At 71.5% G+C, this 26971-nt stretch carries 21 protein-coding genes and 1 pseudogene; 13 read left to right on the forward strand and 9 right to left on the reverse strand.

Features of this window, described 5'->3' with window-relative positions; translation table 11 throughout:
- Positions 1-9 precede the first annotated feature (9 nt).
- From FB465_RS28745 to FB465_RS28760, 4 genes are all read left to right on the forward strand, one after another.
- On the forward strand, positions 10-864 hold the full coding sequence (locus FB465_RS28745; protein WP_145795173.1) for a M24 family metallopeptidase: 855 nt from the start codon (positions 10-12) through the stop codon (positions 862-864).
- On the forward strand, positions 861-2579 hold the full coding sequence (locus tag FB465_RS28750; protein WP_145795175.1) for an SDR family oxidoreductase: 1719 nt from the start codon (positions 861-863) through the stop codon (positions 2577-2579). Before FB465_RS28745 ends, FB465_RS28750 begins: the two co-directional genes overlap by 4 nt.
- Before the next feature lie 76 nt (positions 2580-2655).
- Positions 2656-2859, forward strand: a complete 204-nt coding sequence (locus FB465_RS28755; protein ID WP_145795177.1) for a cold-shock protein — start codon at positions 2656-2658, stop codon at positions 2857-2859.
- Between the two features lie 23 nt (positions 2860-2882).
- The gene (locus FB465_RS28760) at positions 2883-3506 is read left to right on the forward strand and encodes a LysE family translocator (RefSeq protein ID WP_145795179.1); all 624 of its coding nucleotides are present in this window, start codon (positions 2883-2885) and stop codon (positions 3504-3506) included.
- Positions 3507-3631: 125 nt separating this feature from the next.
- On the opposite strand, the gene FB465_RS28765 is transcribed toward FB465_RS28760, so the two are convergent.
- From FB465_RS28765 to FB465_RS28785, 5 genes are all read right to left on the reverse strand, one after another.
- Entirely contained in the window at positions 3632-4828 is a 1197-nt protein-coding gene (locus tag FB465_RS28765; protein ID WP_145795180.1) for an XdhC family protein, read from the reverse strand.
- 85 nt (positions 4829-4913) lie between these two features.
- Positions 4914-6395, reverse strand: a complete 1482-nt coding sequence (locus FB465_RS28770) for an NCS2 family permease (protein WP_145795182.1) — start codon at positions 6393-6395, stop codon at positions 4914-4916.
- Positions 6396-6649: 254 nt separating this feature from the next.
- Positions 6650-9010, reverse strand: a complete 2361-nt coding sequence (gene pucD / locus FB465_RS28775) for a xanthine dehydrogenase subunit D (RefSeq protein ID WP_145795184.1) — start codon at positions 9008-9010, stop codon at positions 6650-6652.
- The gene (locus FB465_RS28780; RefSeq protein ID WP_145795186.1) at positions 9007-9492 is read right to left on the reverse strand and encodes a (2Fe-2S)-binding protein; all 486 of its coding nucleotides are present in this window, start codon (positions 9490-9492) and stop codon (positions 9007-9009) included. The genes pucD and FB465_RS28780 overlap by 4 nt, the downstream gene beginning before the upstream one ends.
- A complete protein-coding gene (locus FB465_RS28785) occupies positions 9489-10379 on the reverse strand; it encodes an FAD binding domain-containing protein (RefSeq protein WP_145795188.1) in 891 nt (296 codons plus the stop codon). Before FB465_RS28785 ends, FB465_RS28780 begins: the two co-directional genes overlap by 4 nt.
- A gap of 430 nt (positions 10380-10809) precedes the next feature.
- Here FB465_RS28785 and FB465_RS28790 point away from each other — a divergent pair, with 430 nt between their 5' ends.
- The 4 genes from FB465_RS28790 to FB465_RS28805 all read left to right on the forward strand — a co-directional run bounded on the left by FB465_RS28790 (position 10810) and on the right by FB465_RS28805 (position 16754).
- Positions 10810-12402 (forward strand): PucR family transcriptional regulator, encoded by a 1593-nt coding sequence (locus FB465_RS28790; RefSeq protein ID WP_145795189.1) that lies wholly within the window; start codon positions 10810-10812, stop codon positions 12400-12402.
- A gap of 335 nt (positions 12403-12737) precedes the next feature.
- Positions 12738-13307, forward strand: a complete 570-nt coding sequence (locus FB465_RS28795; RefSeq protein WP_145795191.1) for a hypothetical protein — start codon at positions 12738-12740, stop codon at positions 13305-13307.
- Between the two features lie 28 nt (positions 13308-13335).
- A complete protein-coding gene (locus FB465_RS28800; RefSeq protein ID WP_145795193.1) occupies positions 13336-15480 on the forward strand; it encodes a bifunctional polysaccharide deacetylase/glycosyltransferase family 2 protein in 2145 nt (714 codons plus the stop codon).
- On the forward strand, positions 15477-16754 hold the full coding sequence (locus tag FB465_RS28805; protein ID WP_246192887.1) for an acyltransferase family protein: 1278 nt from the start codon (positions 15477-15479) through the stop codon (positions 16752-16754). The genes FB465_RS28800 and FB465_RS28805 overlap by 4 nt, the downstream gene beginning before the upstream one ends.
- A gap of 55 nt (positions 16755-16809) precedes the next feature.
- Here FB465_RS28805 and FB465_RS28810 read toward each other — a convergent pair whose 3' ends face one another.
- Entirely contained in the window at positions 16810-17934 is a 1125-nt protein-coding gene (locus FB465_RS28810) for an alpha/beta hydrolase (RefSeq protein ID WP_145795195.1), read from the reverse strand.
- Between the two features lie 312 nt (positions 17935-18246).
- Here FB465_RS28810 and FB465_RS28815 point away from each other — a divergent pair.
- Positions 18247-18480: pseudogene (locus FB465_RS28815) on the forward strand (ATP-binding cassette domain-containing protein); the annotation flags it as partial.
- Positions 18477-19586, forward strand: coding sequence for an ROK family glucokinase (locus FB465_RS28820; RefSeq protein ID WP_145795198.1), 1110 nt, complete (start codon positions 18477-18479; stop codon positions 19584-19586). The pseudogene FB465_RS28815 and the gene FB465_RS28820, both read left to right, overlap by 4 nt.
- A gap of 482 nt (positions 19587-20068) precedes the next feature.
- Here FB465_RS28820 and FB465_RS28825 read toward each other — a convergent pair whose 3' ends face one another.
- Positions 20069-21673 (reverse strand): CocE/NonD family hydrolase, encoded by a 1605-nt coding sequence (locus FB465_RS28825; protein ID WP_145795200.1) that lies wholly within the window; start codon positions 21671-21673, stop codon positions 20069-20071.
- Positions 21674-21896: 223 nt separating this feature from the next.
- On the opposite strand from FB465_RS28825, the gene ggt reads away from it, so the two are divergent.
- The 3 genes from ggt (at position 21897) to FB465_RS28840 (ending at position 25356) form a co-directional block, all read left to right on the forward strand.
- Complete coding sequence (gene ggt / locus FB465_RS28830) at positions 21897-23684, forward strand: gamma-glutamyltransferase (protein ID WP_145795202.1); 1788 nt, start codon at positions 21897-21899, stop codon at positions 23682-23684.
- A gap of 108 nt (positions 23685-23792) precedes the next feature.
- Positions 23793-24596: an exodeoxyribonuclease III gene (locus FB465_RS28835; RefSeq protein WP_145795203.1), complete on the forward strand. Its 804-nt coding sequence runs from the start codon at positions 23793-23795 to the stop codon at positions 24594-24596.
- A gap of 154 nt (positions 24597-24750) precedes the next feature.
- Positions 24751-25356 carry a hypothetical protein gene (locus FB465_RS28840; RefSeq protein WP_145795205.1) on the forward strand — a complete coding sequence of 202 codons (606 nt, stop codon included), beginning with the start codon at positions 24751-24753 and terminating at the stop codon, positions 25354-25356.
- Positions 25357-25372: 16 nt separating this feature from the next.
- Here the strand turns inward: FB465_RS28840 and FB465_RS28845 are convergent, their stop codons facing one another.
- Entirely contained in the window at positions 25373-26092 is a 720-nt protein-coding gene (locus FB465_RS28845; RefSeq protein WP_145795207.1) for a lysoplasmalogenase, read from the reverse strand.
- Positions 26089-26949 carry a sterol desaturase family protein gene (locus FB465_RS28850; RefSeq protein ID WP_145795209.1) on the reverse strand — a complete coding sequence of 287 codons (861 nt, stop codon included), beginning with the start codon at positions 26947-26949 and terminating at the stop codon, positions 26089-26091. The genes FB465_RS28845 and FB465_RS28850 overlap by 4 nt, the downstream gene beginning before the upstream one ends.
- Positions 26950-26971: the final 22 nt, after the last annotated feature.

Below are 26971 nucleotides of genomic sequence, written 5' to 3' on the forward strand. Positions count from 1 at the left end.
AGCACCGCCATGGCCACCGCAAAGACCCTCCCCGCCTTCCCCTTCACCGAGCACGACCTCGACCGCTTCCGGGAGACCCAGCAGCTCGCCTACCACTGCGCCGAGCAGGTGGCCGCGTGGATCGAGCCTGGCGTGACGGAGCGTCAGGCCACCGCGGAGCTGCGCCGCTGCCTGGTCGCGGCGGGCGTTCAGGACTTCTTCCACGTCCCCTTCGCCTGGTTCGGCGACCGGACCGCCTTCCGGCACTTCCACACCCCGCTGCAGTTCTTCGCCGGCGGCCGCAAGCTCCAGGAGGGCATGCCGTACGTCCTGGACTGCGCGCCCGTCGTCGACGGCTACACGGCCGACATCGGCTACGGCGGCAAGGTCGGCGACAACCCCGCCTGGGACCGCCTCGCCGCCGACCTCCAGGTCTACCGTGAGCTGATCCTCCGCGAGGTGCGCGCCCGCAAGCCGCTGAACGAGGTGTACGCCGCGGTGGACGCCCAGATCGCCGCGCACGGCTACGACAACCGGCACAAGGTCTACCCGGGCCGGGTGATCGGCCACCAGGTGACCAGGATGACCGCCCGCGGCCCGGCAGGGGTGAACCTCTTCGGCTTCGGGGTACGTACGCTGCAGACCCTCGGCCGGGAGCTGATCAGTGAACGGCTGCACGGCCGCTCGCCGCTCTGGGCGGACGGCCGGTCCTCGCGTCACGCGCCCACGCCCGGCCTGTGGGCGGTGGAGCCGCACATCGGGTTCCGGGACGTGGGCATCAAGTTCGAGGAGCTGCTGGTGGTCACCGAGGACGACGCCTACTGGCTCGACGACGACCTGCCGCACGTACGCCGCTGGACCCAGCAGAAGGAGACGACCGCATGACGATCCGTCGCCGCACCGTCCACTCGGGCGGCCTGCCGCTGGCCGTGTTCGAGGAGGGTGACCCGGCCAACCAGACCGTCCTGCTCGTGCACGGCTACCCGGACACCCATGTGGTCTGGGACGACATCGCCGCCGACCTGGCCGTCGACCACCATGTGGTGCGCTACGACGTCCGGGGAGCCGGTGAATCAGGGGTGCCGGCCGACCGCAGCGGCTACCGGCTGGAGCTGCTGGGCGCCGACCTGTTCGCCGTCGCGGACGCCGTGAGCCCGGACCGGCCGGTGCACGTGGTGGCCCACGACTGGGGCTCGGTGCAGTCCTGGGAGGCCGTCACGGCGCCCGCCGCCGAGCGGCGCATCGCCTCGTACACCACCATGTCCGGCCCCTCCCTCGACCACCTGGGTTTCTGGATGCGCGAGCGCTTCCGCCGCCCGACCCCGCGCCACCTGCGCCAGCTGCTGGTCCAGGGGGTGCACTCCTGGTACATCACCGCCTTCCACCTGCCCTTCCTGGCGCCCGCCACCTGGCGGCTCTGGCTGGCGCGCGCCTGGCCCAGGGTGCTGCGCGACCTGGAGGCCGTCACCCCGCGCCCGGGCCACCCGCAGCCGACGCTCCGTCAGGACGCGGTGCGCGGTATCGAGCTGTACCGGGCCAACATGCGGCCGACGCTGCGCCGCCCGCGCGAGCGGCCCACCGAGGTGCCCGTCCAGTTGGTCACACTGGCCCGGGACCACTACGTCAGCGAGTTCCTCTCGGAGGGCCTGGAGCGCTGGGTGCCCCGCCTCACCCGGCGTACCGTCAACGCCACCCACTGGTCCGCACTGCTCGAGAAGGGGCCCGTGGTGGCCGATCTGGTACGGGACTTCACCGCCCGCGTCGAGGCCGGGCAGGACCACGCCCCGCCGGAGTCCGGGCAGCTGGTGGTCATCACCGGCGGCGGCAGCGGCATCGGCCGGGCCACCGCACTCGCCTTCGCCGAGCAGGGATCCCGGGTCGTGGTCGGCGACCTCGACCTCGCCTCCGCCGAACGGACGGCCCACCTGTGCGCCCTGGTGGGCGGCCGGGGCCACGCCTACCCGCTCGACGTCAGTGACGGCGCCGCGATGGACGCCTTCGCCCAGCAGGTCGCCGCCGAGCACGGTGTGCCGGACGTCCTGGTCAACAACGCCGGCATCGGCCACTCCGGGACGTTCCTGCAGACCACCGAGAAGGAGTGGCAGCGCGTCCTGGACGTCAACCTCTGGGGCGTCATCCACGGCTGCCGCGCCTTCGGCACCCTGATGACGGAGCGCGGCGAGGGCGGACACATCGTCAATCTCGCCTCGGCGGCCGCCTATCTGCCGTCCAAGGTGCTCGCCGCGTACGCGACCAGCAAGGCCGCCGTCCTGATGCTCTCCGACTGTCTGCGGGCCGAGCTGGCGCCCGCCGGCATCGGCGTCTCGGCCATCTGCCCGGGCATCGTCAACACCAACATCACCCGGACCTCCACCTTCTCCGGCCTCACCGCCGACCAGCAGGCCGCGAAGCAGGAGAAGGTCTCCAAGATGTACGCCCGCCGGGGCTTCCCGCCCGAGAAGGTGGCCGCCGAGATCGTCCGTGCCGTCCGCACCGGCAAGGCGGTCGTCCCGGTCACCTTCGAAGCGAAGGCGGCCCGCCTGCTGGGCCGCCTCTCCCCGGGACTGCTCCGCCGCGCCGCCCGCCTCGACGTGGGGTGAGCGCGTGTCACGGCCCGCCGGAAGGCCGGTGGTTTGGTACTCCTGTGAAGCAGCCCCGCGCTCGAAGGAGAATCCCATGGCCACCGGCACCGTGAAGATGTTCAACATTCACCACGGCTACGGCGTGATCACGCCCGACGACGGCGGGCCGGAGCTCAAGGTCTACTTCGACTCCATCGTCGGCGCGGCCGACCGCGAGCTGCAGGAGGGCGAGAAGGTTGAGTACGACCCCACCGTCCAGGAGGACCGGCCCGTCGCCGAGCACGTGCGGAGGCTGTAGAGGCGCGAATAGGATGCAGGCCCATGGAGATATCGACGGCACTCTGGTCCTTCGCCCTGGTCGTGGGGCTGCTCACGCTGACTCCCGGCCTCGACACCGCCCTGATCCTGCGGACTGCCGCGCTCGGTGAGCGGCGGCGGGCATGGGGAGTCGTGCTGGGAATCCAGACCGGCACGCTGATCTGGGGCACCCTCAGCTCCCTGGGCGTGAGCGCGCTGCTCACAGCCTCCCGCCTGGCGTACGAGACGCTGCGCTGGGCCGGGGTGGTGTACCTGCTCTGGATGGGCTGGCAGATGCTGCGCAGGAGCGGCGACGCGGCCCCCGAGGCGGACGGCCTGCCAGCCTCGGGCGGACTGCTCGCGGGCTGGCGTCGTGGCGCTCTGACCAACCTGCTCAACCCCAAGGTGGGCGTCTTCTACGTGGCCGTGCTGCCGCAGTTCATCCCGGCGGGCGCACCGCACCTCGCCACGGGAGTGCTGCTGACCTGCGTTCACGTGGTGGAGGGCTTGCTCTGGTCGGCCGTCCTGGTCGGGTTCGCCCGCACGGTGCGCGGCTGGCTGCAGCGGCCGACCGCACGGCGGATGCTCGACCGGGTGACCGGTGCGGTGATCGTCGGCTTCGGACTGAAGCTCGCGGTCTCCGACTGAAGGTCATGACGCCGACCCCTGGGTGAGGCGTCGGGCCAACCACAAGGGGCGCGGGGAACTGCGCGAAACCGGAAGGCAACGGCCTGTCGCCTCCCGCCTCGCGCAGTTCCCCGCGCCCCTGGGGTTCACGCCGCGTGCGGCTTCGCCTCCGCCGGCTCGTCCGCGCGGGCCAGGTCGTGGTGGATCGGGCCCTGGCCGGCCGAGAGGGGCAGGCAGCTGCCGCCGCGGCGGTTGGCGACGATCTCGGCGGCGACCGAGACGGCGGTCTCCTCCGGCGTACGGGCACCGAGGTCCAGGCCGATAGGGGAGCGCAGCCGGGCGATCTCGGCGTCGGTCAGGCCGACCTCGCGCAGGCGTGCGTTGCGGTCGAGGTGGGTCTTGCGCGAGCCCATCGCTCCGACGTAACCGACCGGCAGGCGCAGTGCGCGCTCGAGCAGCGGGATGTCGAACTTGGCGTCGTGGGTGAGGACGCAGAGCACGCTGCGGCCGTCCAGGGAGTCCAGCTGCGAGTCGAGGTAGCGGTGCGGCCAGTCGACCACGACCTCGTCGGCGTCCGGGAAGCGGCGCTCGGTGGCGAAGACCGGGCGGGCGTCGCAGACGGTCACGCGGTAGCCGAGGAACTTGCCGATCTTGACCACGGCGGCCGCGAAGTCGATCGCGCCGAAGACCAGCATCCGGGGCGCGGGGACGTACGACTCGACGAAGAAGGTGATGGTGGCCTGGTCCGAGCCCTCTTCTGAATCAGACGGAGTGCAGGGGCGGCCGTCCAGGCCGAGGACGACCTTGCCGGTGCGGCCGGCGTCCAGCATGGCCCGGGCCTCGGCGACGGCGGCGCGCTCGAGGGCGCCGGTCGTGGAGGGGGCGGGGGAGAGCGAGCCGTGGTGGCTGTCGGCGGTGACGGCGACGGTGGCGCCCAGCAGTCCGGTCGGGCCCTCGATGACCCGGGCGAGGGCGACGGGCGTACCGGAGGCGATGTAGGTGATGCCGGCGTCCAGGGCGGCATCGGCGCCCGGGGTGATCGGCTGGATGAACACGTCGAGGATGCCGCCGCAGGTCAGACCCACCGCGAAGGCGTCCTCGTCGCTGTATCCGAACCGCTCCAGCACCGGCTCGCCGGTGGCGATGGCCTCCTGGCACAGCTCGTACACGGCTCCCTCGACACAGCCGCCCGACACTGAGCCGATGGCCTCGCCGGCGGAGTCCACGGCGAGTGCGGCCCCCGGGTCGCGAGGCGCGCTGCCCGAGACCCCGACGACCGTGGCCACGGCGAAGGAGCGCCCGGACGCGTGCCAGGCCTGCAGCTGCTCGGCGATGTCCTGCATGTCGGGGGGCTCCTTACAGAGTGCAGAGGGTCGACGGGGGGAGCCGCTGTGCAGGGGCCGGGGCCCCCGCACAGCGGCGTTGGTACTAGTGAACGCCCAGCCAGGCCTTCACGGGAGTGAGAGCGAAGTAGATCAGGAAGACCCCGCTCAGGACCCACATCAGCGGGCCGGGCTCGCGCCACTTGCCGCGGCCTGCCTTGATCACGCAGTAGGTCAGGACACCGGCCGCGACACCCGCGGTGATGCTGTAGGTGAACGGCATCAGGACGCAGGTCAGGAAGGCCGGGATGGCCACCTCACGGTCCGACCAGTCGATGTGCCGGGCCTGGCTCATCATCATCGAGCCGATGACGACGAGGGCGGCGGAGGCCACCTGCACCGGCACGATGCTGGCCAGCGGCGTGAAGAAGAGCATCAGGGCGAAGAGGCCGCCGGTGACCACCGAGGCGAGGCCGGTACGGGAACCCTCGCCGACGCCGGTGGCGGACTCCACGAAGACGGTCTGGCCCGAGGCACCCGAGAGACCGCCGATGGCACCGCCGGCGCCGTCCACGAAGAGGGCCTTGCTCAGACCGGGCATCCGGCCCTGCTTGTCGGCCAGTCCGGCCTCGGTGCCGACACCGATGATGGTGGCCATCGCGTCGAAGAAGCCGGCCAGCACCAGGGTGAAGACCGCGACCGAGGCGCTGATCGCGCCCATGCCCTGGCCGCCGAAGGCGCCGAACACGTCGACGTCACCGAAGAGCCCGAAGTTGGGCGCGTCCACGGGGCTGCCGGGCCACTTGGGCACCTGGAGACCCCAGACCTTGTCGTCCAGCCCGACCGCCGCGTTGACGATGAAGGCGAGTGCCGTGCCGGCCCCGAGGCCGATCAGGATCGCGCCGCGGGTGTTACGGGTCAGCAGGACGAAGATCGTGAGCAGCGTGACCGCGAAGATCAGGACCGGCCAGCCGGCCAGTTCGCCGGTGGGGCCGAGCTGCAGCAGCGGGCCCTTGCCCTGGGTGACGAAGCCGGCCTTCGCGAGGCCGATCAGGGCGATGAAGAGGCCGATGCCGATGGTGATCGCGTGCTTGATCGGCAGTGGGATGCCGTTCATGATCTTCTCGCGGAGGCCGGAGACGACCAGGAGCACGATCAGAAGGCCGTAGATCACACAGAGACCCATGGCCTGAGGCCAGGTCGTGTGCGGGACGACGATCGCGGAGATCGCGCCCGAGACGGACAGACCGGCTGCGGCGGCGAGCGGCACGTTGCCGACGACGCCGAGCAGGATCGTGGTGACGGCCGCAGCCAGAGCGGTCGCGGTGGTCAGCTGCGCGTGATCCAGGTGGAGGCCGTTCTTGTCGGCACCGCCCAGCAGGATCGGGTTGAGCAGCATGATGTAGGCCATGGCCATGAAGGTGGTGAGGCCACCGCGGAGCTCGTTGCCGAAGGTGGAGCCTCGGGCGGAGATCTTGAAGTAGGCGTCCAGCGCGTTCTTCGGCGGTGTGGCCGCGTCCGGCGTGAGGGCGCCGTCCGTGGCGGGTCTTTCTTCAGTGGTGCCGGGCTCCGTGGAGATCCGGGTCATGTCCACTCCCAAGGTTCAAAGGGGGTTGGGGTGGGCGAGCCGACCTGATTGCCAACTGAGGGAGCGGCACAGGGGGACTGTTCGACTCACGAGGTGCACTCAAGCGGTGCCTGCGGTGCGGGGTGGTGCGCACCGCTGCATTGCCCCGGCGTGGGAGAGGCAGCGGGTCGGTGCACTTGTTCCATTTGTTCTCTTTGGTGCTACCCCGGGGCGGCGGGGAAGACTGTCGCCGCCCCGGGGAGGTCTTTCGGTGGCTAGAGCGTCCCGGTGAGGTGCTCCGGCCGGACGGGAATGCGGTTGAGCGCGATCCCGGTGGCCTGCCGGATGGCGGCCACGATGGACGGGGTGGCGGAGACGGTGGGGGCCTCGCCGACCCCGCGAAGCCCGTACGGGGCGTTCGGGTCGGGCAGCTCGAGGACGTCCACCGGGATCGGCGGGGTGTCCAGGATGGTGGGGATCAGGTAGTCGGTGAAGGACGCGTTGCGCACCTTCCCGTCCTTGACGATGATCTCCTCCATCACGGCCAGGCCGAGGGCCTGGGTGCAGCCGCCCTGGATCTGGCCGACGACCGAGAGCGGGTTCAGCGCCTTGCCGACGTCCTGGGCGGCGGTCAGCTCGACCACCTTGACCAGGCCGAGCTCGATGTCCACGTCGACGACCGCGCGGTTGGCGCAGAAGGTGTACTGGACGTGGCCGAAGCCCTGCCCGGTCTCCTTGTCGAACGGGACGGTCGGGCGGTGGTGGTGCTCACGGGTGAGGTCGATGGCCTCGTCGCCCAGCAGGTCGACCATCGGGACCAGCACACCGGCGGACTCGGAGACGACCTTGCCGCCGACCAGCGTGATGTCCTTCTCGGTCCAGCCGTAGCGGCGGCGGCCCTTCTCGATCAGCGCCTGCTTGACCGCCTCGGCGGCGAGCTTCACCGCGCCACCGGTCATGTAGGTCTGACGCGAGGCGGAGGTGGAGCCGGCCGAGCCGACCTCGGTGTTCGCCGGGTGGATGGTGACCTGCTCGACGCCGAGCTCGGTGCGGGCGATCTGGGCGTGCACGGTGACGCCGCCCTGGCCGACCTCGGCCATCGCGGTGTGCACCATGGCGACCGGCTCGCCGCCGATGACCTCGAGGCGGACCCGGGCGGTCGAGTAGTCGTCGAAGCCCTCGGAGAAGCCGACGTTCTTGATGCCGACCGAGTAGCCGATGCCGCGGACGATGCCCTCGCCGTGCGAGGTGTTGGACAGCGCGCCCGGGACGGTACGGATGTCCAGGTTGTCCAGGTCCAGCGGCGGGGGGAGCGGCATGTCCTTGACCCGCTGGAGCAGCTCGGCGACCGGGGCCGGCGAGTCGATCTGCTGGCCGGTGGGCATGTAGTCGCCCTCGGACATCGCGTTCAGCTGACGGAGCTCGACCGGGTCCATGCCCAGCTCGGCGGCCAGCTTGTCCATCTGCGACTCGTAGCCGAAGGCGGCCTGCACCGCGCCGAAGCCGCGCATGGCGCCGCAGCTCGGGTTGTTGCTGTAGAGCGCGATGGCGTGCATCTTCACGTTCGGGATCACGTACGGGCCGTGGCCGAGCGAGGCCGCGTTGCCGACGACCGCCGGAGAAGCGGAGGCGTAGGCGCCGCCGTCAAGGACGATCCGGCAGTCGGCGAAGACCAGCTTGCCGTCGCGGGTGGCGCCGTGCTCGTAGAACATCTTGGCCGGGTGGCGGTGCACGTGGCCGAAGAAGGACTCGTCGCGGGCGTAGACGATCTTGACGGGCTTGCCGGTGCGCTGCGCCAGCAGGCAGGCGTGGATCTGCATCGACAGGTCCTCGCGGCCGCCGAAGGCGCCGCCGACGCCCGCCAGGGTGAGGCGGACCTTCTCCTCCGGCAGGGCCAGCACGGGGGCCATCTGCTGGCGGTCCACGTGCAGCCACTGGGTGGCGATGTAGAGGTCGATGCCGCCGTCCTCGGCGGGCACGGCCAGGCCGGACTCGGGGCCGAGGAAGGCCTGGTCCTGCATGCCGACCTCGTAGGTGCCGCTGACGATGACGTCCGCCATCGCCCGGACCTCGTCGGTGACGCCGAGGCCGGAGACCAGCTTCTGCTCGTGGCAGATGTTGCCGTACCCGTGGGACTTGTACTCGTGCGGCTCGTGGACGTAGCCGTGCACCTCGGGGTTGAGGCACTGCTCCTCGGTGACGATCGGGGTGAGCACCTCGTACTCGACCTTGATCTTCTTCACCGCGCGGCGGGCCGTCTCCGGGTGGTCGGCCGCGACCAGCGCGATCGCCTCACCGTGGTACCGGACCTTGTCGATGGCCAGGGCCGGCTGGTCCTGGATCTCCAGGCCGTAGAACTTCGAGCCGGGGATGTCGTCGTGGGTGAGGACGGCGTACACGCCGGGCACCTTGAGGGCCTCGGAGATGTCGACCGAGAGGATGTTGGCGCGGGGGTGCGGCGAGCGCAGCGCCATGCCCCAGAGCATGTCCTCGTGCCACATGTCGGACGAGTACGCGAACTCGCCCTTGACCTTCAGGTTGCCGTCCGGGCGCAGCGGCGAGCCGCCGATGCCGTCCGGGCTGCTCTGCCGGATGTCCTGCAGGTTCTTCTGACCCTGGATGGTGCGAGTGCTCATTCTCCAGAACCCTTCGCGCACTTGCGGGCGGAAGCCAGCCGCACCGCGTCCATGATCTTCTCGTAGCCGGTGCAGCGGCACAGGTTGCCCGACAGCGCCTCGCGGATGTCGTTGTCGCTCGGCTGGGCCTCCTGCTCAAGGAGGGCATCGGTCTGCACCAGCAGGCCCGGGGTGCAGAAACCGCACTGCACGGCGCCGGCGTCGATGAACGCCTGCTGGACCAGGCCGAGCTCGCCGTTCTCGTCGGTCAGGCCCTCGACGGTGCGGACCTCGCGGCCCTGCACCTGGCCGGCCGCGACCAGACAGCTACAGACCGGGGTGCCGTCGAGGTAGACGGTGCAGGAACCGCACTCGCCCTGCTCGCAGGCGTTCTTGGAGCCCGGCAGGCCAACGCGCTCGCGCAGCACGTAGAGGAGGCTCTCGCCCTCCCAGACGTCGTCCGCCTCCACCGGCTTGCCGTTGGCGGTGAATGTGACCCTCATGCCGCGCTCCTGATCTGCTTGCTGTAGTCGTTCCAGGTCCAGGTGAGCGTGCGGCGGGCCATCACGGCCAGCGAGTGCCGGCGGTAGTCGGCGGTGCCGCGGACGTCGTCGATCGGGGAGGCCGCGGCCTTCACCAGCTCGCCGAACTTCTGGATCACCTCGGTGCCCAGCAGGTCGCCGGACTCCCACAGGCCGCGCTCGGCGAGGACGCCCTGCAGGTACTCCTCCGCCTCGACGGCCCGGCGCGGCGTGGGGGCGGCCGAACCGATGCCCGTGCCGACGGTGCCGTTCTTCGGGTGCAGCGCGAAGCCGAAGGCGCAGACCGCGATGACCATCGCGTTGCGGGTGCCGATCTTCGAGAACTGCTGCGGGCCGTCCGCCACGGGGATGTGGACCCGGCGGATCAGCTCGTCCTGCTCCATGGAGTTCCGCTTCACGCCGACGTAGAAGTCGTCGATCGCGATCATCCGGGTGCCGCGGGCCTGCGAGGCGACCTCGACGAACACGTCACGGCCGGCCGCCAGCAGCGCCGGGTGCGCGTCACCGGCGGGGGAGGCCCCGCCGAGGTTGCCGCCCACGCCGCCGCGGTTGCGGATCTGCGGGGAGCCGACGGTGTGGGCCGCCAGCGCGAGGCCGGGGAGCGGTCCGGAGAGCTCGTTGATGATCCGGGTGTACGGCACCGAGGCACCGAGCTGGACGATGTCGTCGGCGATCGACCACTCGGTCAGCTCAGTGATGCGGTTCAGGTCGAGAATCGCGGATGGCCGGTGCACGTCGAAGTTCATCTCGACCATGACGTCCGTGCCGCCCGAGATGGGCAGCGCGGTCGGGTACTCAGCCTTCGCCGCGAGTGCCTCGTCCCACGTAGCGGGCCGAAGGAACTCCATGCGGGTGTCTCCTCAAGTCGTCGTTTGTCGCCCGGAACCTGCGGGGCCCGCCCACGGGGAGCGTCAGCGCTAGATTCCAAACCTCGGTGTATCGGACTCTGCTGCCACTTCTTTGCCTGGCCGTTGAGTCCTGGTCACCGGGGTGTGTCCGGCGGCGTGTGGCCAGTGAACCTCTGTGACCCGGCCCACTGGCAGTCACCGATGGCATGAAGCCCTTACCGTGGTCCCGCCCGGCATCCTGTACGTTCCTCTAAGGCGGACAATTGCCCTGTACAGCGGTTACTGAGCCGCTACCTACGACCGTAATCCGGCCGTGATTCCGAAGCTATGGGCCCGTGACCCGGGAGCCTGTTGATACGTAACACCGAGCTGCACATCTCGTGCACACTGTGACCCCCCAAACCACCCGACAAGACGAAGGAGTCTGCGGATGCGCGTCCGTGACCTGCTCGCCCCCGGAGCTCCGCGGTTGCGGCTGCTCGCCGCCGAGGACGAGCTCGACCGGCAGGTCAGCGGTGTCATGACCACGGACCTGCACGACCCCGGCCGCTACCTGCACGGCGGTGAGCTGGTGCTCACCGGCATGCTCTGGCGGACCGGGCCGGAGGACTCCGAGCGCTTCGTCCGGACCATCGTGGCCGGCGGGGCCGTCGCACTGGCGGCGGGCGAGGCCGAGGTCGGGCCGGTGCCCGACGACCTCGTCGACGCCTGTCGACGCCATCGGATGCCCCTGTTGGCGGTACCCGACGACATCGCCTTCAGCACCCTCACCGAGTTCATCGGCCGTCAGATCTCCGCCGACCGGGCCGCCGACCTGGCCGCCCTGGTGGACCGGCACCGGCTGCTGGTCTCCGCCGCGGGCGGCGGCGGGCTTGACGCCGTGTTGGACCTGCTCGGCGGCGACCTCGACCTGGACTGCTGGGTCCTCACCCCGACCGGCCGGGTGATCGCGGGCCCCGCCGACCGGCTCTCGGCGGAGGACCGCGACCAGCTGGTCCGCGCCCACCTCGCCGCCCAGCGCCAGCGCCGCAGGCCCCCGCACCGGGCCCGGCTGGTCTCCGGCTCGTACTCGCTGCTGCCCGCCCCCGCCTCGACCGAGGCCGAGGCCTCGCTGGCCGACTGGGTGCTCGCGGTGGCCGGTGACGTCACCGAGTGGACCACCAAGCGCCAGCAGCTCGCCGAGAACCTCGCCCGCCTGGTCGCCGCCGAGCGCACCCGCCGGGACGAGGGCCGCCGGCTGCGCCGCCGGCTCGCCGACGAGGTCCTGACGCTGCTTCAGCGCGACGCCGACCCCGCCGAGATCAGCCGCACCCTGTACGCCTCCTCGGCGATGGCCGCCCGCTACGAGGGCACCGAGCCCAAGCCGCAGGTGAAGGACGGCTCCTGGCTGGTGCTCAGTGCCGAAGGGACGGGGCTGCCCGAAGGGGCGGTGCGTTCGATCCTGGAGGAAGCTCTCACCGACGCCTCCGACCGCGCCCTGGTCGCCGACGCCGGGACGGGCGCGGTGGTGGTGCTGCCCGCACCGGACACCGCCGTCCCCGCCGACGCGCTGCGCGACCTGCTCGCCCCGCTGGAGGCCGGCCTCGGCTCCGAGGGCCGGATCACCCTCGGCGTCTCCGCCCCCGCCCTGGAGGCCGGCGGCCTGCGCGGCGCCCTGGAGGAGGCCCGGCACGCCCGCCGGATCGCCGCCGCCCGGGTCGGCCGGGTCTGCGTCGCGGGCCCGGAGGAGCTGGCCTCGCACGTCCTGCTGCTGGCCGCCGTCCCGGACGAGGTCCGCCGGGCCTTCCGCAGCCGCCTGCTCGACCGGGTGATCGCGTACGACATCGAGCACCAGGCCGACCTGGTCCGGACGCTGGAGGCCTTCCTGCGCTCGGACGGCTCCTGGACGCGCTGCGCCGCCCAGCTGCACGTCCATGTGAACACCCTGCGCTACCGGATCGGGCGGATCGAGGAGCTGACCGGTCGTGACCTCTCCCGGCTGGAGGACCGGGTGGACTTCTATCTGGCGCTTGAACTGGCATAAGGCCGACCGGCAAGCTCTTGACAGGGACAGGTGAAGAGTTCCCCGGCTCGATCACGTCTTGGTGACAAAAGAACTCCGTATCTGACATATCGCACATTCAGCCGGTTCTCTGTCGGATCCGTGCGATAGCTTTCGCACGCGGATCGGTAGCCACACCCCCTCACCACAGAGAGGTGGCTCGCCTCCCACCTCCACCGGGGGGCTGAGCAGCCCCGGGGGTGGCTCTCCTGTCATGCGTGCGTGCGGCTCTGCGGTCGGCCCTGCGCACGGATACCGAAAGGCGGCTGCACGGTATGCCGAGTCTGCGACCCCCCATACCGGAGCAGCGCCCGTCCGTGTACGAGACATCCGGCCGCGAGGCCCACGGGTACGACGCCCGCCACGAGGACACCGTGCAGCTGCGGTCACCGTGGGCGGGCGTCCCCGATGCCCGGACCTCCCGTCAGGCCGCACCGCCCGCGCCGGTGGTGGAGCGCGTCACCGCGCAGCCCGACCAGGCCAGCATCGCGGTCTTCGTGGACCAGAGCGGCCGCCGCGGGCGGGCCCTGCGCCGCTTCGGCTGGCTGGCCGGGGTGCTGGTCGGCGGCTTCGCCGCGACCGCCGTGACCACCGTCGCCGGGGCCAACGCACAGGCCCCCGACCTCGTGATCCCCGACCAGCCCGCGTCCTCGGTCTCGGCCGCGCCGAGCGCCTCGGCCTCCGCCCCGCCGTCGACACCGCCGCCGACGGTGACGCCCACAGCGAGCCCCTCCGCCTCCGCGACCCGGGGCAAGGCGGCCACCACGACGCCCACCGGCCGAGCCGGCACTCCCACCGGCCGGGCGAGCACCCCCGCCGGGCGGGCCGCCACCCCCGGAAGCACCCACGGCAGCACCCACGGCGGCACCGCCGCAAAGCCCCGCTAGACCCCTGCTCCAGAGGACCACCCTGCCCATGCCCCGCCCCCGAGGCAGGCGAGCGGCCACCCGCCCGCGCCGCCGCGCCGTTCCACCGCTGCGGTTCCTGCTCCCCTCCCTGCTGCTGGTCACCCTGCTCGCCACCCTGGTCCTCCGGGGGCTGGTGACCAACGAGGTGTTCCACGACGAGCGGATCAACATCTCCGTCGACAAGGACACCGTGCCGCCGGCGCTGCTGACCGGCGGCCCGGTCATCGACGCCCGGGGCAAGGGAAAGCCCGTCAGCTACCGCGCCCAGGACCACACCATGGCCCTGACCTTCGACGACGGCCCCGACCCGGTGTGGACGCCCAAGGTGCTCGACATCCTCGCCGAGTACCACGCACACGCGACCTTCTTCGTGACCGGCTCCATGGTGGCCCGCAATCCCGCGCTGATCCGCCGGATCATCGCCGAGGGCCACGAGATCGGGCTGCACACCTTCACCCACCCCGACCTGACCTTCCAGTCCGACCGCCGGCTCACCTGGGAGATGGCCCAGACGCAGCTCGCCCTCGCCGGTGTCGCAGGCGTGCACAGCTCGCTGTTCCGCCCGCCGTACTCCTCGGACGTCACCGCGCTGGACGACCTGACCTGGCCCGTCGTCAAGAAGCTCGGTGCCCGCGGCTACCTCACCGCCTTCATCGACGTGGACGCGGAGGACTGGAAGCGCCCCGGGGTGGACGCCATCGTCCGGGCCTGCCTGCCCAAGCACCCCGGCGAGGGCCAGATCGAGCTGATGCACGACGCCGGCGGTGAGCGCTCGCAGACCATCGCGGCGCTGCAGATCCTGATGCCCAAGCTGCAGGGCGAGGGCTACCGCTTCACCACCGTCAGCCAGTCGCTCGGCGCCGAGAGCTCGATGGCCAGGGTCACCGGCTTCCAGCTGTGGGAGGGCAAGGCCTTCATCACCTTCGCCCAGTGGTCGGTGCTCGCCCTGCCCGGCCTGGTCGCGCTGCTCGCGGTGGTCGGCGCCCTGGTCTTCGGCCGCTTCGCGCTGATGCTCTTCCTGTCGATCAAGCACACCAGGCGCACCCGCCGGGCGGACTTCACCTGGGGCCCGCCGGTCACCGAGCCCGCCACCGTCCTCGTCCCGGCCTACAACGAGCAGGAGTGCATCGCCAACACCGTGCGCTCGCTCGCCGAGAGCGATCACCCGATCGAGGTGATCGTGATCGACGACGGCTCCAGCGACGACACCGTCAAGATCGTCGAGGAGCTGGCCCTGCCCGGCGTCCGGGTGATCAGCCAGCCCAACTCCGGCAAGGCCACCGCCCTCAACACCGGCATCGCGCACGCCACCCACGACCTGATCGTGATGATGGACGGCGACACCGTCTTCGAGCCCTCCACCGTCCGCGAGCTGGTCCAGCCCTTCGCCGACCCCCGGGTGGGCGCGGTCGCGGGCAACGCCAAGGTCGGCAACCGGGACAGCCTGATCGGCGCCTGGCAGCACATCGAGTACGTGATGGGCTTCAACCTCGACCGCCGGATGTACGACGAGCTCGGCTGCATGCCCACCATCCCGGGCGCGGTCGGCGCGTACCGCCGGGAGGCCCTGGACCAGGCCGGCGGCATGAGCGAGGACACCCTCGCCGAGGACACCGACCTGACCATGGCCCTGCACATCGAGGGCTGGAAGGTCGTCTACGCCGAGAACGCCCGCGCCTGGACCGAGGCACCCGGCAGCATGAGCCAGCTCTGGTCGCAGCGCTACCGCTGGAGCTACGGCACCATGCAGGCGATGTGGAAGCACCGCCGGGCGGTCTTCGCCTCGGGGCCCGCCGGCCGCTTCGGCCGGATCGGCCTGCCGCTGGTGGCGATGTTCATGGTGATCGCCCCGTTGCTGGCCCCGCTCTTCGACGTCTTCCTCGTCTACGGGGTGCTCTTCGTGGACGCCCCGAAGACTCTGACGGCCGCGCTGGGTGCGCTGGTGATCCAGGTGGCGTTCGCCGCCTACGCCTTCTGGCTGGACAAGGAGAAGCTCTCGCACCTGATCTCGCTGCCGCTGCAGCAGGTCGTCTACCGCCAGCTGATGTACCTCGTCCTGCTGCAGTCCTGGATCACCGCGCTCACCGGCGGACGGCTGCGCTGGCAGAAGCTCCGCCGCACCGGCGAGGTAGAGGCACCGGTGACGTCATGAGCCAGCTCTCCTGGAAGGGCCCCGAGATGGCCTCGCCCGCTCCCGCCTGGGAGGCGTTCGCCCCCTCGGCAGCCGCACCGGCCGGACCGGTGGAACCGGTCCTCCCGGTCGAGCCGCCGGCCTCCGTCCCGGCCGCCCGGCCCGGCCGGGACCGGTACCTGGACATGCTGCGCGCCCTGGCGCTCGGCCGAGTGATCACCTACCACCTGTTCGGCTGGGCCTGGCTGCCCTTCCTGTTCCCCTCGATGGGGGTCATGTTCGCGCTGGCCGGCTCGCTGATGGCGCGCTCGCTCAGCCGGCCGGCCCTCCAGGTGATCCGGGGCCGCCTGCGGCGTCTGCTGCCGCCGATGTGGCTGTTCGGCGTCCTGCTGATCGCCGGCATGGTGTCGCAGGGCTGGTCGCCCTCGGCGGACGGGAACCCGGCCCGCTGGTGGCTGCGGATGCTGTTCTGGATCGTCCCGTTCAGCGAGCCGCCGTACGCGGCCGACATGCCGGAGATCCCCGGCCTGCTGGACACCACCTGGGCCATGCAGATGGCCGTGCCACTCTGGTACCTGCGCGCCTACCTGTGGTTCGTGCTGGCCTCGCCGCTGCTGCTGCGGGCCGTCCGGCGCTTCCCCTGGCCGACCGTGCTGGCCCCGCTGGCCGTCTCCTGGTTCCTCTCCTCCGGGCTGGTGCCGTACCTGGAGGGCCGGGCCGGGGAGGCGCTGCGGGACTTCACCACCTTCGCCGCCTGCTGGCTGCTCGGCTTCGCGCACAACGAGGGCGTGCTGAAGCGGCTGCCGGGCTACCTCGCGCCGTCCATCGCGCCGTTCATCCTGGGCTTCGGCTTCTGGTGGGCGACCAGCCACCCGACCGAGGACGGGTACGACCTGGACAGCATCCCGTTCGCGCAGGCGGTCTGGTCGTTCGGCTTCGTGCTGATGCTGCTGCAGCTCAGCCCGTCCTGGACCTCCTGGCCGCCGAAGCTGGAGCGCTGGAACGGCCTGATCTCGCTGCTCAACGCGCGCGCCGTGACGGTCTACCTCTGGCACATCCCGGCCCTGATCGCGGCGATCGCACTGCGCGAGCAGGGCTGGCGGATCGACTGGCTGGGCGACAACATGCCCTGGCTGCTCAACAGCCGCTGGCTGGCCCTCGGGCTGTCGCTGCCGCTGATCGCGCTGGTGGTGCTGCTCTTCGGGTGGATGGAGGACGTCGCCGCCAAACGCCGCCCCCGGCTCTTCCCCTGGCCGCGCGTGGTCAGGCCGACCCGGGTGCACCGCCGGGCGTGACACGCGCGAGAGGGCCCCGCCGACAACGGCGGGGCCCTCTCGCGTACTGCTGGAGTCAGTGCTGGACCGGAATGACGGTGCTCAGCCACTTGAAGATCTCCGGGACCATCGGGCCCCAGACAGTCTTGTCGTGGGCCCCCACCGTCTCCTGGACGGTGACCGTGGTCGGCAGCTTGGCGGCGGCCTTCATGGCGAGCGCGCCCTCGTAGCCGTCGCCCTTGTTACCGCTCATGAAGAGCGCGACCTTCGGCGGCTGCGCGGCGCTCTTCAGGATGTTCAGCGGGTTGGAGATGTCCCTGAGGTGCGGGTCCTTCGCGGTCAGCGAGGCGGGCTCCTGCGCGGGGTCGTTGTAGCCGGAGAGGCTGATCCCGGCGCGGTACCGGTTCGGGTGCTCGACGGCGAGCTTGGCCGCGCAGTGGCCGCCGGCCGAGTAGCCGGCCACCGCCCAGCGGTCGGGGGAGCTGTCGACCCGGAAGTTGTCGAACATCATCTGCGGCACGTCCCGCGACAGCCAGGTGTCCGCGTTGACCTTGCCCGGGACGTCCGCGCAGCCGGTGTCCACGGTGTTGCCGAGCAGCAGGGTGCGCGGCGAGATCAGGATGAACGGCGTGACCTGCCCGTTCTGCATCAGCGGCTTGAGCTTCTCGGACACCTTCAGGGTGCCGTACCAGGTGCTGGACGAGCCCGGCCAGCCCGGGAGCAGCTCGACCACCGGGAACTTCTTGTCCTTGTACGCCGGGTCGTTGTACTGCGGCGGCAGCCAGACCAGCACCTCGCCGTCGACCCCGGAGAGCCGGCCCTTGAGGTCGGTCCGCTGGACGTCCTTGGGCACCAGCGGGTCGTCCACGCTCTTGAACGACTGGATGACCTTCGGCTCGCCCTTGGCGTCGTTGCCGGGGCCGCCGGAGGGGTTCTCGGACGGCACCTGCGGTACGGCCCGGACGTGGTCGCCGGTGCCCAGCAGGTCGTCCCAGTTGCCGTAGATCAGGTTGGCGTTGTTGACCAGGACGAAGACCATCGTCACGGCCGTGACCTGGCAGAAGAGAAGCATGACGAGTCTGGCCAGGAACTGCATGGGTTTCGGCCCTCGGACCCGTCCCCACAGCAGCAGCGCCACCGCGATGGAGACCGGCACGAAGATCACCGTGCAGATGAGGAATGGGGTGCCTGTCAGTTGCATCAAGTTCTCGTATCCGGGTCGCCCGCCGTCCGGGCCCCGCTTGCCCGGTACGCGCTTCGATGGGATCAGACGATCTCGAACGGGGGATCAGTTGCTCTCGAATCTGGATGGAACCTGAGAGGAACATCACGTTTCCGTGAGAAACGGCTGAACGGCCTGGTCCAGTCTGCCACCCGCCTGGGGGCTTGCGTCGAACGGGTCCAGGGATCTTCCAGGCGAGTCCGCCGACTCGATCGGCTCCCCCCGTGGGCAGACTGTCGGAGTGTCAGCCCGCTGTCCGTGTACGGTCATGGTCCTCCTGGCCGCGCTTCTGCTCCTCACCGGGCCGCCGGGCCCGGCGTGGTGCCGATCACCCGCAACCCGCACCACGCGTACCTGGTCGGAGACCCCTTCACCCCGCTCGAACGAGGGAGGATGGCAGGGAGCCACCCGCGCAGCGAGATCACTCTCGAGAAGCTCACCACCGAGAGGGCGGGCGGCTCGGACCTGGCCGAGCTCTCCCACGAGCCGGCCCGCACCGACCCGAAGGAGCGTCCGAGCCAGTGACCAGCCCCACCGGTACCTCCAGGCCCGCGGTCCTGCCCACCCTGCTGGGCATCGGCCCTCGCGCGGAACGCCGTCGGCGCGCGCTGCCCGCGAGCATCCTGCGGCTGCCCACGATCGGGATCGACATCGGCGGCACCAAGGTGGTCGCCGGCGTGGTGGACGGCGAGGGGAAGGTCCTGGAGAAGCTCCGGACCGACACCCCGCACAAGAGCAAGAGCCCGCAGGTCATCGAGGACATCATCGTGGACCTGGTGCTGCAGCTCGCCGACAGGTACGACGTGCACGCCGTCGGCATCGGCGCCGCGGGCTGGGTGGACGCCGACCGCTCGCGCGTCCTGTTCGCCCCGCACCTGAACTGGCGCAACGAGCCGCTGCAGGAGGCACTGAGCACGCGGCTGCGCTTCCCGGTGATCGTGGAGAACGACGCCAACGCCGCCGCCTGGGCCGAGTGGCGCTTCGGCGCCGGGCGCGGCGAGGACCACATGGTGATGCTCACCCTCGGCACCGGCATCGGCGGCGCCGTCGTCCGTGACGGGTACGTGGACCGGGGCAAGTACGGCCTGGCGGGCGAGTTCGGCCATATGCAGGTCGTCCCCGGAGGCCACCGCTGCCCGTGCGGGAACCGGGGCTGCTGGGAGCAGTACTCCTCCGGCAACGCCCTCGTCCGGGACGCCCGCGAGCTGATCGAGGAGGAGTCGCCGGTGGTGCAGCCGCTGCTGGCGCTCGCGGGCGGGACGGCCGAGGGGATCACCGGGCCGCTGGTCACCGAGGCGGCCCGGGCCGGGGATCCGGTCGCCACCGAGCTGCTCTACGAGGTGGGCACCTGGCTGGGCGTCGGCATCGCCAATCTGGCCGCAGCCCTGGACCCCGGACGCTTCGTCATCGGGGGCGGCGTCTCCGAGGCGGGGGACCTGCTGATCGGCCCGGCCCAGGAGGCCTTCAAGCGGACCCTCACCGGCCGCGGCTTCCGCCCCGAGGCGCCGATCGTGCACGCGGCGCTCGGCAACGAGGCCGGCCTGGTGGGTGCTGCGGATCTGGCCCGCCAGGTGGCCCGCAGGTTCAGGACCATCAAGCGGCACCGGGTGGAGCGGGTCGTCCCGGCCTGACCGACAGCCCGGCCGGGCGCCCTGTCATCCCGGTCTACCGCACCGGCCGCCACATGTCGGGTACGTGGCCTTGGCCGGTCGGCTGTCGTGCCGCTGTTCGTCGGAGTCGTTCCCAGAGTCTTCTGATCATCATGTCAGCCTCTCGTCCGGGTCATGCCAACTAATAACTACCAGGAGTGGTCCGGTGAACGCAATGCGTGATGGAGTCGATCTCGGCTGACGGGCGGAGGGTCGGCATGGACGGAAGGGCGGTTGGAGTCCCGGTGTGACCGAGCCCAGGAGACCCCGTGGGCCGTGGTGGCTGGTGAGCGGCACGGTCGCGCTGGCGGTCGCCGTACGGCGCCCCCGCCGGCACCCGGCTCGCGCTGGCCCGAATACGCCGCTGCACCGTCGAGGTGCCCTGCGGGACTCCCGCCCCGATCGACCGACTGCTTCCGGCCTGGGCCCCTCCCCTCCGGAGGGGGCCCAGGCCGCAGCGGCCGCTACTTCAGCGGGACGGAGATCCAGGACGGATCGGCCGAGGGAGAGCCGAAGCCGAGGGTGGACCAGGCCGGGTTGTGGGTGATGTACAGCGGGTCGACGCTGTCCACGACCAGGGCCAGCCGGTGGCCCGCCGGGACGTCATAGGCCGTGGCCTGGAGGGGGAAGTCGGCGGTGAAGGACTGCCCGGGGGTGCGGTTCAGGAAGGTGTACGGCGCGTGGCTGACCAGCTTGCCGAGGCCCAGCGCGTCCACGTCGTACAGGTAGGCGATCAGGCTGCCCTGCGAGGCCGACGGCGTCACCCCGAGGTGGATCCGGACGGCTCCCCGTACGCGCTGCGCCGTGCCGTACGACCCGGACTGCCAGACCGCCGCGACCGGGCGGGGGAGCAGCGGGACGGAGACGATCGGTGGCACCTTGAGGAACTGCTCGGCCAGGTTGCTGAGGAAGATCACGCCGCCGTCCGCTCCGGAGTCGAGGCCGGTGGCGATGGTGGTGCGCCAGCCGGTGTCGGTGCCGGGCCGGAGTGAGCCGGTGCCCAGCCAGTTGCGCTCGCCGAGGCCCAGGCGGCTGGTCGAGGAGGTGACGGCCCGCCAGCTCGGGTAGTCCTCGTAGCCGTCCTGGAGCTGGGGCTTGAGGTGGACGGGCAGAGCGCGGTCGATGCCGTTGTCGACGCCCTTGAGGTAGTGGTCCAGCCAGGCGCGGGTGTCCGTCCAGACGTCGTTGGGCAGCCCGGCCAGGCCGGTGGCCTCGGCGGTGGCGTGGTCGCCCGGGCGCAGTTCGAGGCGCCTGGGGCCGGTCAGCTTCTCGTAGAAGTCGGTGAGCTGGTTGGGCGGGAAGATGCTGTCGCCCCACGCGTTGGCGAGCATCACGGCCGTGCCGTTGGCGTTCACCCGGTCGACGTAGGTGGCGACCGAGCGCTTCGCCGCCCAGGCGCGCAGCTTGGCCTCGTTCTCGTAGTCGCTGCCGAAGAAGTCGGTGAGCTCGGCCTGGAGTTCCGAGCCCGGACGGCCGGTCAGGTACCCGGCGAGGGCGAGCAGCCCGGCCGACTGGAGGTGCTGGGTCTCGTCGCTGAACAGCGAGTCGGCCAGGTCCGCCCAGCCGCTCAGGGCGGCGACGGTCGTGATCCGGGGGTCGAAGGCGGCGCCGAGCAGGCTGATCCCGGCGCCGTAGGAGATGCCGGCCGCGCCGATCCGGCCCGGGTCGGCGGTGGTGTGGGCGAGGGCCCAGTCGATCACCCGGGAGAGGTCGGCGATGTCGGGGGGCCCGGCCACCTCGATCCGCCCGCCGGAGCCCCAGAAGCCGCGCGGGGTGTAGCTGACCACCACGTAGCCGGCGTCGGCGAACTGCCTGGCCTGGGCGAGGTACTCGAGATCGTTGAGACCCCAACTGCTCGGCAGGACGACCAGCGGGTGGCGGGCGGCGCCGTCGCCGGGCTCGTGCACGTTGCCCTTCAGGACGACGCCGTCGGAGCCGGGGATGTCGGTGAACCGCAGGGTGGAGGCGGCGGCTTGAGCGGTCGTGGCGGCGTGCGCGACCGACAGGGGCGTGACGACGAGCAGCGTGGTGGCCAGCGCCAAGGCGGCGGCGCGAGTGCGTGCGGGCATGGGGGAACTCCTGGGGGCGGCTCTGCGGGGTGGGGGAGCAGATCCGAGCTCGGTCTACTGGACGGTAGCTTGTTGGACGCTGTGTCAGTAACTCGTCGGCAGGTTGCGGAGCGATAACAGAATTACTCGCGAGTAGTGGCGTGAAGCCGCCCTGAGGCGCTGTTGTGGCGTCAGCTGCACCTGTGAAAGAACAGGGAGTTGACGCCGCCTCAGGAAGAATCCGATGAGACCACTGGCCCGCCTCGCCCCCTCGCTCGCGCTCGCCACCGCCCTCGTCTGTGCCGTCGTCACCCCCGCCCAGGCAGGCGGCGCGCCACCGAAGGCACCCGAGGCGGTCGGCTACGGAGGTGCGGTGGCCAGCGTGGACGCCGACGCCACGGCCGCCGGGATCGAGGTGCTGCGCCGCGGCGGCAACGCGGTGGACGCGGCGGTGGCCACGGCGGCCGCCCTCGGCGTCACCGAGCCGTACTCGGCCGGCATCGGCGGCGGCGGTTACTTCGTCCACTACGACGCCCGCACCGGCCGGGTCTCCACCCTGGACGGCCGGGAGACGGCCTCCCGCACGGCAGACGAGACGCTCTTCCTGGAGAACGGCAAGCCGCTGCCCTTCGCGGACGCCGTCACCAGCGGCCTCTCGGTCGGCGTCCCCGGCACCGCAGCCACCTGGGACAAGGCGCTGCAGCTCTGGGGCAGCCGCTCGCTCGCCGAGGTGCTCAAGCCCGCCGAGCGGATCGCGGACCACGGCTTCACCGTCGACCAGACCTTTCGGGACCAGACCGCGCTCAACCAGGCCCGCTTCAAGGACTTCCCGGCCACCCGCGAGCTCTTCCTGCCCGGCGGCCAACTGCCGGTCGTCGGCAGCACCCTGCGCAACCGGGACCTCGCGGCCACCTACCGCGAGCTCGGCCGCAAGGGTGTGCAGACCCTCTACGGCGGCGCACTCGGCGCAGACGTCGCCCGTACCGTCCAGCAGCCGCCCGTCGACCCGGCGTCAGGCCGGGTGGCCCGCCCCGGAAAGGTGGACACCGCCGACCTGGCGGCGTACCAGGTCCGCCACCAGCAGCCGACCCACGTCGACTACCGGGGCTACGACGTCTACGGCATCGCGCCGTCCTCCTCCGGCGGTACCACCGTCGGCGAGGCCCTCGGCATCCTCGGCCACAGCGACCTGGGAGCCCTGGACAGCACGCAGTACTACCACCGCTTCCTGGAGGCGAGCCGGATCGCCTTCGCCGACCGCAACCGATGGGTGGGCGACCCGCGCTTCTCGACCGTCCCCACCCGGCAGCTGCTCTCGCCCGAGTACGCCGCCTCCCGGGCCTGCCTGATCAGCCCCGAGCACGCCCTGACCAGCCCGCTCGCCCCCGGCGACCCGTACCATCCGGCTCCGTGCGCGAGCAGCGGGCCGGCCGTAACCGAGACGTACGAGGGCCCCAGCACCACGCACCTGACCGTCGCCGACCGCTGGGGCAACGTGGTCGCGTACACCCTCACCATCGAGCAGACCGGCGGCAGCGGCATCACCGTCCCCGGGCGCGGCTTCCTGCTCAACAACGAGCTGACCGACTTCTCGTTCACCCCCAACACGCCCGGCGTGCCCGACCCCAACCTGCCGGGGCCCGGGAAGCGGCCGCGCTCCTCGATCTCGCCGACCATCGTGCTGCACGACGGCAAGCCCTTCATCGCGGCCGGCTCGCCCGGCGGCGCGACCATCATCACCACCGTGCTGCAGGTGCTGCTCGGCCGGATCGACCGCGGCCTGACCCTGGAGCAGGCCATCGCCGCCCCCCGGGCCAGCCAGCGCAACGCCGCCACCACCGCCGCCGAGCCCGGCTTCCTCGCGCTGCCGGAGCGGGCGAGGCTGGAGGCGCTCGGACAGGCCTTCGCGGCGAACCCCGAGATCGGTGCGGCCACCGGCGTCGAGCGGCTGCCGGACGGCCGGTGGGTCGCCGCGGCCGAGCCCGTCCGGCGCGGCGGCGGATCGGCGGCGGTCGTCCACCCCTCGCGCTGAGCGAGGGCCTGTCGGTGCAGGGCGGTATGTTCGGGGTGGGCAGGCTCCTCGGGGCCCCCACCCCTCGCACGCACCCCTCGTCCGCACCACCCGGGAAGGCCGCCTGCCGTGACCGTCCGCATCGCCACCTGGAACATCAACTCCGTCACCGCCCGGCTGCCCAAGCTCCTGGAGTGGCTGGAGAGCGCCAAGCCCGACGTGCTCTGCCTGCAGGAGCTCAAGTGCGCCGCGGACAACTTCCCGTACGAGGAGGTCAGGGAGCTCGGCTACGAGACGGCGGCCCACGGCACCGGCCGGTGGAACGGCGTCGCCATCCTCTCCAAGCTGGGCCTGGACGACGTCGTCCGCGGCCTCCCCGAGCAGCCCGGCTACCTGGCCGACGACGCCATGCTCCCCGACGTCGAGCCCCGCGCCATCGGGGCGACCTGCGGCCCGGTCAGGGTCTGGTCGGTCTACGTGCCCAACGGCCGCGAGGTCGACCACGCGCACTACCGGTACAAGCTGGAGTGGCTCGAGACCCTGCGCCAGGCCGTGCTGGAGGACGCGGCGGGTGCCCGCCCCTTCGCCGTCCTCGGTGACTTCAACATCGCCCCCACGGACGACGACGTCTTCGACCCCGCCGCCTTCGTCGGGATGACGCACGTCACCCCGGTCGAGCGCGCCGCCCTCGCCGCCCTGCAGGAGTCCGGTCTGCAGGACGTCGTCCCGCGCCCGCTGAAGTACGACCACCCCTACACCTACTGGGACTACCGGCAGCTGGCCTTCCCGAAGAACCGGGGCATGCGGATCGACCTCACCTTCGGCAACAAGCCCTTCGCCGACGCCGTCACGGACAGTTACGTCGACCGTGAGGCCCGGAAGGGCAAGGGCACCTCGGACCACGCGCCCGTGGTGGTGGATCTCGAGCTGTGAGCGGTCACGCAGTGTGACGGCGTGACCCTCGATTGGGCCAGTGGGGTGGCCGCTCGGCGTGGCGCTGCCTAGCGTCGTGGGTAACAGGGTGTAGTTGTTCGAATCGTACGGGCGATGGAGCCCGCGGCTGCGCCCGAGAACCTGGAGGTACGGCATGCGCTCCATGCGTACGGCCGCCACCGCTCTGCTGGGCGCGACCACCCTGCTCGGGGTCACCGCGCCGGCCGCGCTGGCCAAGGATGTCGAACCGGCCTGGGTCAGCCCCGCCGAGGCGGCGCCGGGTAGGACCGTGACCGTCAGCGTCACCTGCGACACCAGCTCGGTCAGGACCATCACTGCCAACTCGCAGGCCTTCTCCACCGGCTCGGCCACCCTCACGGTCGGCCCGGACGGCAAGTACAGCGGCCCGGCCCGGCTCGCCTCGAAGGAGGAGTTCACCGCCAAGGGGCCCACGAAGGCCGCCAAGGACTCCAGCTGGGGCATCGACGGCAGCTGCCCCAACGGCGACACCTTCACCGGGGCCGTGGCCGTCCTGCTGGTCGGCCAGAGCGGCCAAGCCGGCCAGAGCGGGCACACGGCTGAGGCCGGAAAGACCGGCCAGGCCGCCCAGACGCCGCACGGCAGTATGAAGACCGGCCTCGGCGGCTCGGTCGGCACCGGCACGCGCGAGCTCGTCACCGGCGGCGCCCTGGTGGTGGCCGGCATCGGCGGCTTCTGGCTGCTGCGCCGCCGCACCGGAGGCGACGAAGCGCAGCTCTGAACGCCTCGCGTTCCGCTCAGCGCCCCGTGGGTTGCACCGGGGCGCTGAGTCGCGTCACGGGCTCGTCCGCGACGCTGTCCTCCTCCTGGGTCTGGTGGGCCTTCAGGGTGCCGCTGGCCAGCAGGTACTGGGCCACGATGTACGTCGACATGATCCAGAACTCGTGGCCGGGCAGCTCGCGCCAGCCGGCCAGCTGAGTGGCGATCAGGGTGTCCGAGAGCAGGAACAGAGCCCCGCCCAGGCCGGTCCGTCGGCCGAGGCCCGCCGACGTCACGGCCGTCGAGGCGAGCAGCAGGCTGTAGACCGCGACCGGGATCTTCAGGTCGCCGAGGCCCGGCCAGAGCTGACTCACCATCGCCGCCCAGGCCGCCGCGTAGGCCGCGGCCACCACGGCGCTGCGCCGCCGGTCCTCGAGCGCGCCGCGCTTGACGAACATCGTCACGTAGCAGACGTGCGCCGCGGCGAAGGAGCCCATGCCGGCCAGGAAGGCGGTGTCGCCGCCGATCTGCAGCAGCAGGTCGCCGCCTGCGCTGAGCAGCAGCGCGGGGGTCAGCAGTTTGGGGGCCCGCTCGGCGGTGGCCAGGCTGTGCGCGGCCAGCAGCGGCATCAGCGCCGGCTTGGTGGCGTGCTGCAGGGCCGTCGTACCCGTGACGATCGCCCCGAGGTGGGCGGCCGAGGTCGCGGCGAAGGTGGAGAGCAGGCCGCGGGCGGCGCGCAGGCGTCGGGAGATGGTCATGCGGCGTTGCCCTCCGGGCGGTCGGTGGTGCCCGGCTGCCAGCCCGGGCCCTTGGTGAGGTGGCGGACGCGGTCGCGCCAGCTGCCGGCCGCGGCCACGTCCCGGGCGATCGAGGCGTACTCGTGGGTGGCCACCCGCAGCGGGTTGAAGGTGGCCAGATTCTTCGTCAGCCCGTACACCGGCCGGGTGGTCTCCGGGGTGAAGGAGCCGAAGAGGCGGTCGAAGACGATCAGGATGCCACCGAAGTTGCGGTCCAGGTAGCCGCCCTGGGAGGCGTGGTGCACCCGGTGGTGGGACGGGGTGTTGAAGACGTACTCGACGGGCCGGGGCAGCCGGTCGATCCGCTCGGTGTGGATCCAGAACTGGTAGACCAGGTTGGCCGAGGAGCAGAAGGCCAGCGCGGCCGGGTGCACGCCCGCCAGGATCATCGGAACGTAGAAGACCCAGGAGGTGGCGCTGGTCCACGGCTGGCGCAGGGCCGTCGAGAGGTTGTAGTTGCGGCTGGAGTGGTGCACCACGTGGCAGGCCCACAGGATGCGGATCACGTGGTGGCCCCGGTGTGACCAGTAGTAGAAGAAGTCCTGTGCCAGCAGCATCAGCGGGACCGTCCACCACAGCACCGGCACCCGGAGCGGCGTCAGCTCGTACAGGAACGAGTAGATCGCCAGGATCGGGATCTTCCACCCGGCATCGAACAGCAGGCTGCCGAGGCCCATGGTGAGGCTGGTCGCGGTGTCCTTGGCGGTGTAGCCCTGCTCCTCCTCGTCCGGATGGAACCGGTACGAGACGATCTCGAGGACGGTGAGCAGCACAAAGGCCGGTATCGACCACAGCACCACGTTGGGCAGGTTCGGCATGCCCAGGACGATAGGGGACCCC

It is taken from the genome of Kitasatospora atroaurantiaca (assembly GCF_007828955.1).
In the GTDB taxonomy this organism is placed as follows: domain Bacteria; phylum Actinomycetota; class Actinomycetes; order Streptomycetales; family Streptomycetaceae; genus Kitasatospora; species Kitasatospora atroaurantiaca.

Excerpts from the sequence above, each read along its gene's own strand:
- FB465_RS28785 (WP_145795188.1), bottom strand. The coding sequence starts at position 10,379 with ATGGAGTTCCTTCGGCCCGCTACGTGGGACGAGGCACTCGCGGCGAAG.
- FB465_RS28825 (WP_145795200.1), bottom strand. The coding sequence starts at position 21,673 with ATGCCCGCACGCACTCGCGCCGCCGCCTTGGCGCTGGCCACCACGCTG.
- FB465_RS28850 (WP_145795209.1), bottom strand. The coding sequence starts at position 26,949 with ATGCCGAACCTGCCCAACGTGGTGCTGTGGTCGATACCGGCCTTTGTG.
- pucD (WP_145795184.1), bottom strand. The coding sequence starts at position 9,010 with ATGAGCACTCGCACCATCCAGGGTCAGAAGAACCTGCAGGACATCCGG.
- FB465_RS28755 (WP_145795177.1), top strand. The coding sequence starts at position 2,656 with ATGGCCACCGGCACCGTGAAGATGTTCAACATTCACCACGGCTACGGC.
- FB465_RS28745 (WP_145795173.1), top strand. The coding sequence starts at position 10 with ATGGCCACCGCAAAGACCCTCCCCGCCTTCCCCTTCACCGAGCACGAC.
- FB465_RS28780 (WP_145795186.1), bottom strand. The coding sequence starts at position 9,492 with ATGAGGGTCACATTCACCGCCAACGGCAAGCCGGTGGAGGCGGACGAC.
- FB465_RS28840 (WP_145795205.1), top strand. The coding sequence starts at position 24,751 with ATGCGCTCCATGCGTACGGCCGCCACCGCTCTGCTGGGCGCGACCACC.
- FB465_RS28760 (WP_145795179.1), top strand. The coding sequence starts at position 2,883 with ATGGAGATATCGACGGCACTCTGGTCCTTCGCCCTGGTCGTGGGGCTG.
- ggt (WP_145795202.1), top strand. The coding sequence starts at position 21,897 with ATGAGACCACTGGCCCGCCTCGCCCCCTCGCTCGCGCTCGCCACCGCC.
- FB465_RS28765 (WP_145795180.1), bottom strand. The coding sequence starts at position 4,828 with ATGCAGGACATCGCCGAGCAGCTGCAGGCCTGGCACGCGTCCGGGCGC.
- FB465_RS28810 (WP_145795195.1), bottom strand. The coding sequence starts at position 17,934 with ATGCAACTGACAGGCACCCCATTCCTCATCTGCACGGTGATCTTCGTG.
- FB465_RS28805 (WP_246192887.1), top strand. The coding sequence starts at position 15,477 with ATGAGCCAGCTCTCCTGGAAGGGCCCCGAGATGGCCTCGCCCGCTCCC.
- FB465_RS28845 (WP_145795207.1), bottom strand. The coding sequence starts at position 26,092 with ATGACCATCTCCCGACGCCTGCGCGCCGCCCGCGGCCTGCTCTCCACC.
- FB465_RS28790 (WP_145795189.1), top strand. The coding sequence starts at position 10,810 with ATGCGCGTCCGTGACCTGCTCGCCCCCGGAGCTCCGCGGTTGCGGCTG.
- FB465_RS28770 (WP_145795182.1), bottom strand. The coding sequence starts at position 6,395 with ATGACCCGGATCTCCACGGAGCCCGGCACCACTGAAGAAAGACCCGCC.
- FB465_RS28750 (WP_145795175.1), top strand. The coding sequence starts at position 861 with ATGACGATCCGTCGCCGCACCGTCCACTCGGGCGGCCTGCCGCTGGCC.
- FB465_RS28800 (WP_145795193.1), top strand. The coding sequence starts at position 13,336 with ATGCCCCGCCCCCGAGGCAGGCGAGCGGCCACCCGCCCGCGCCGCCGC.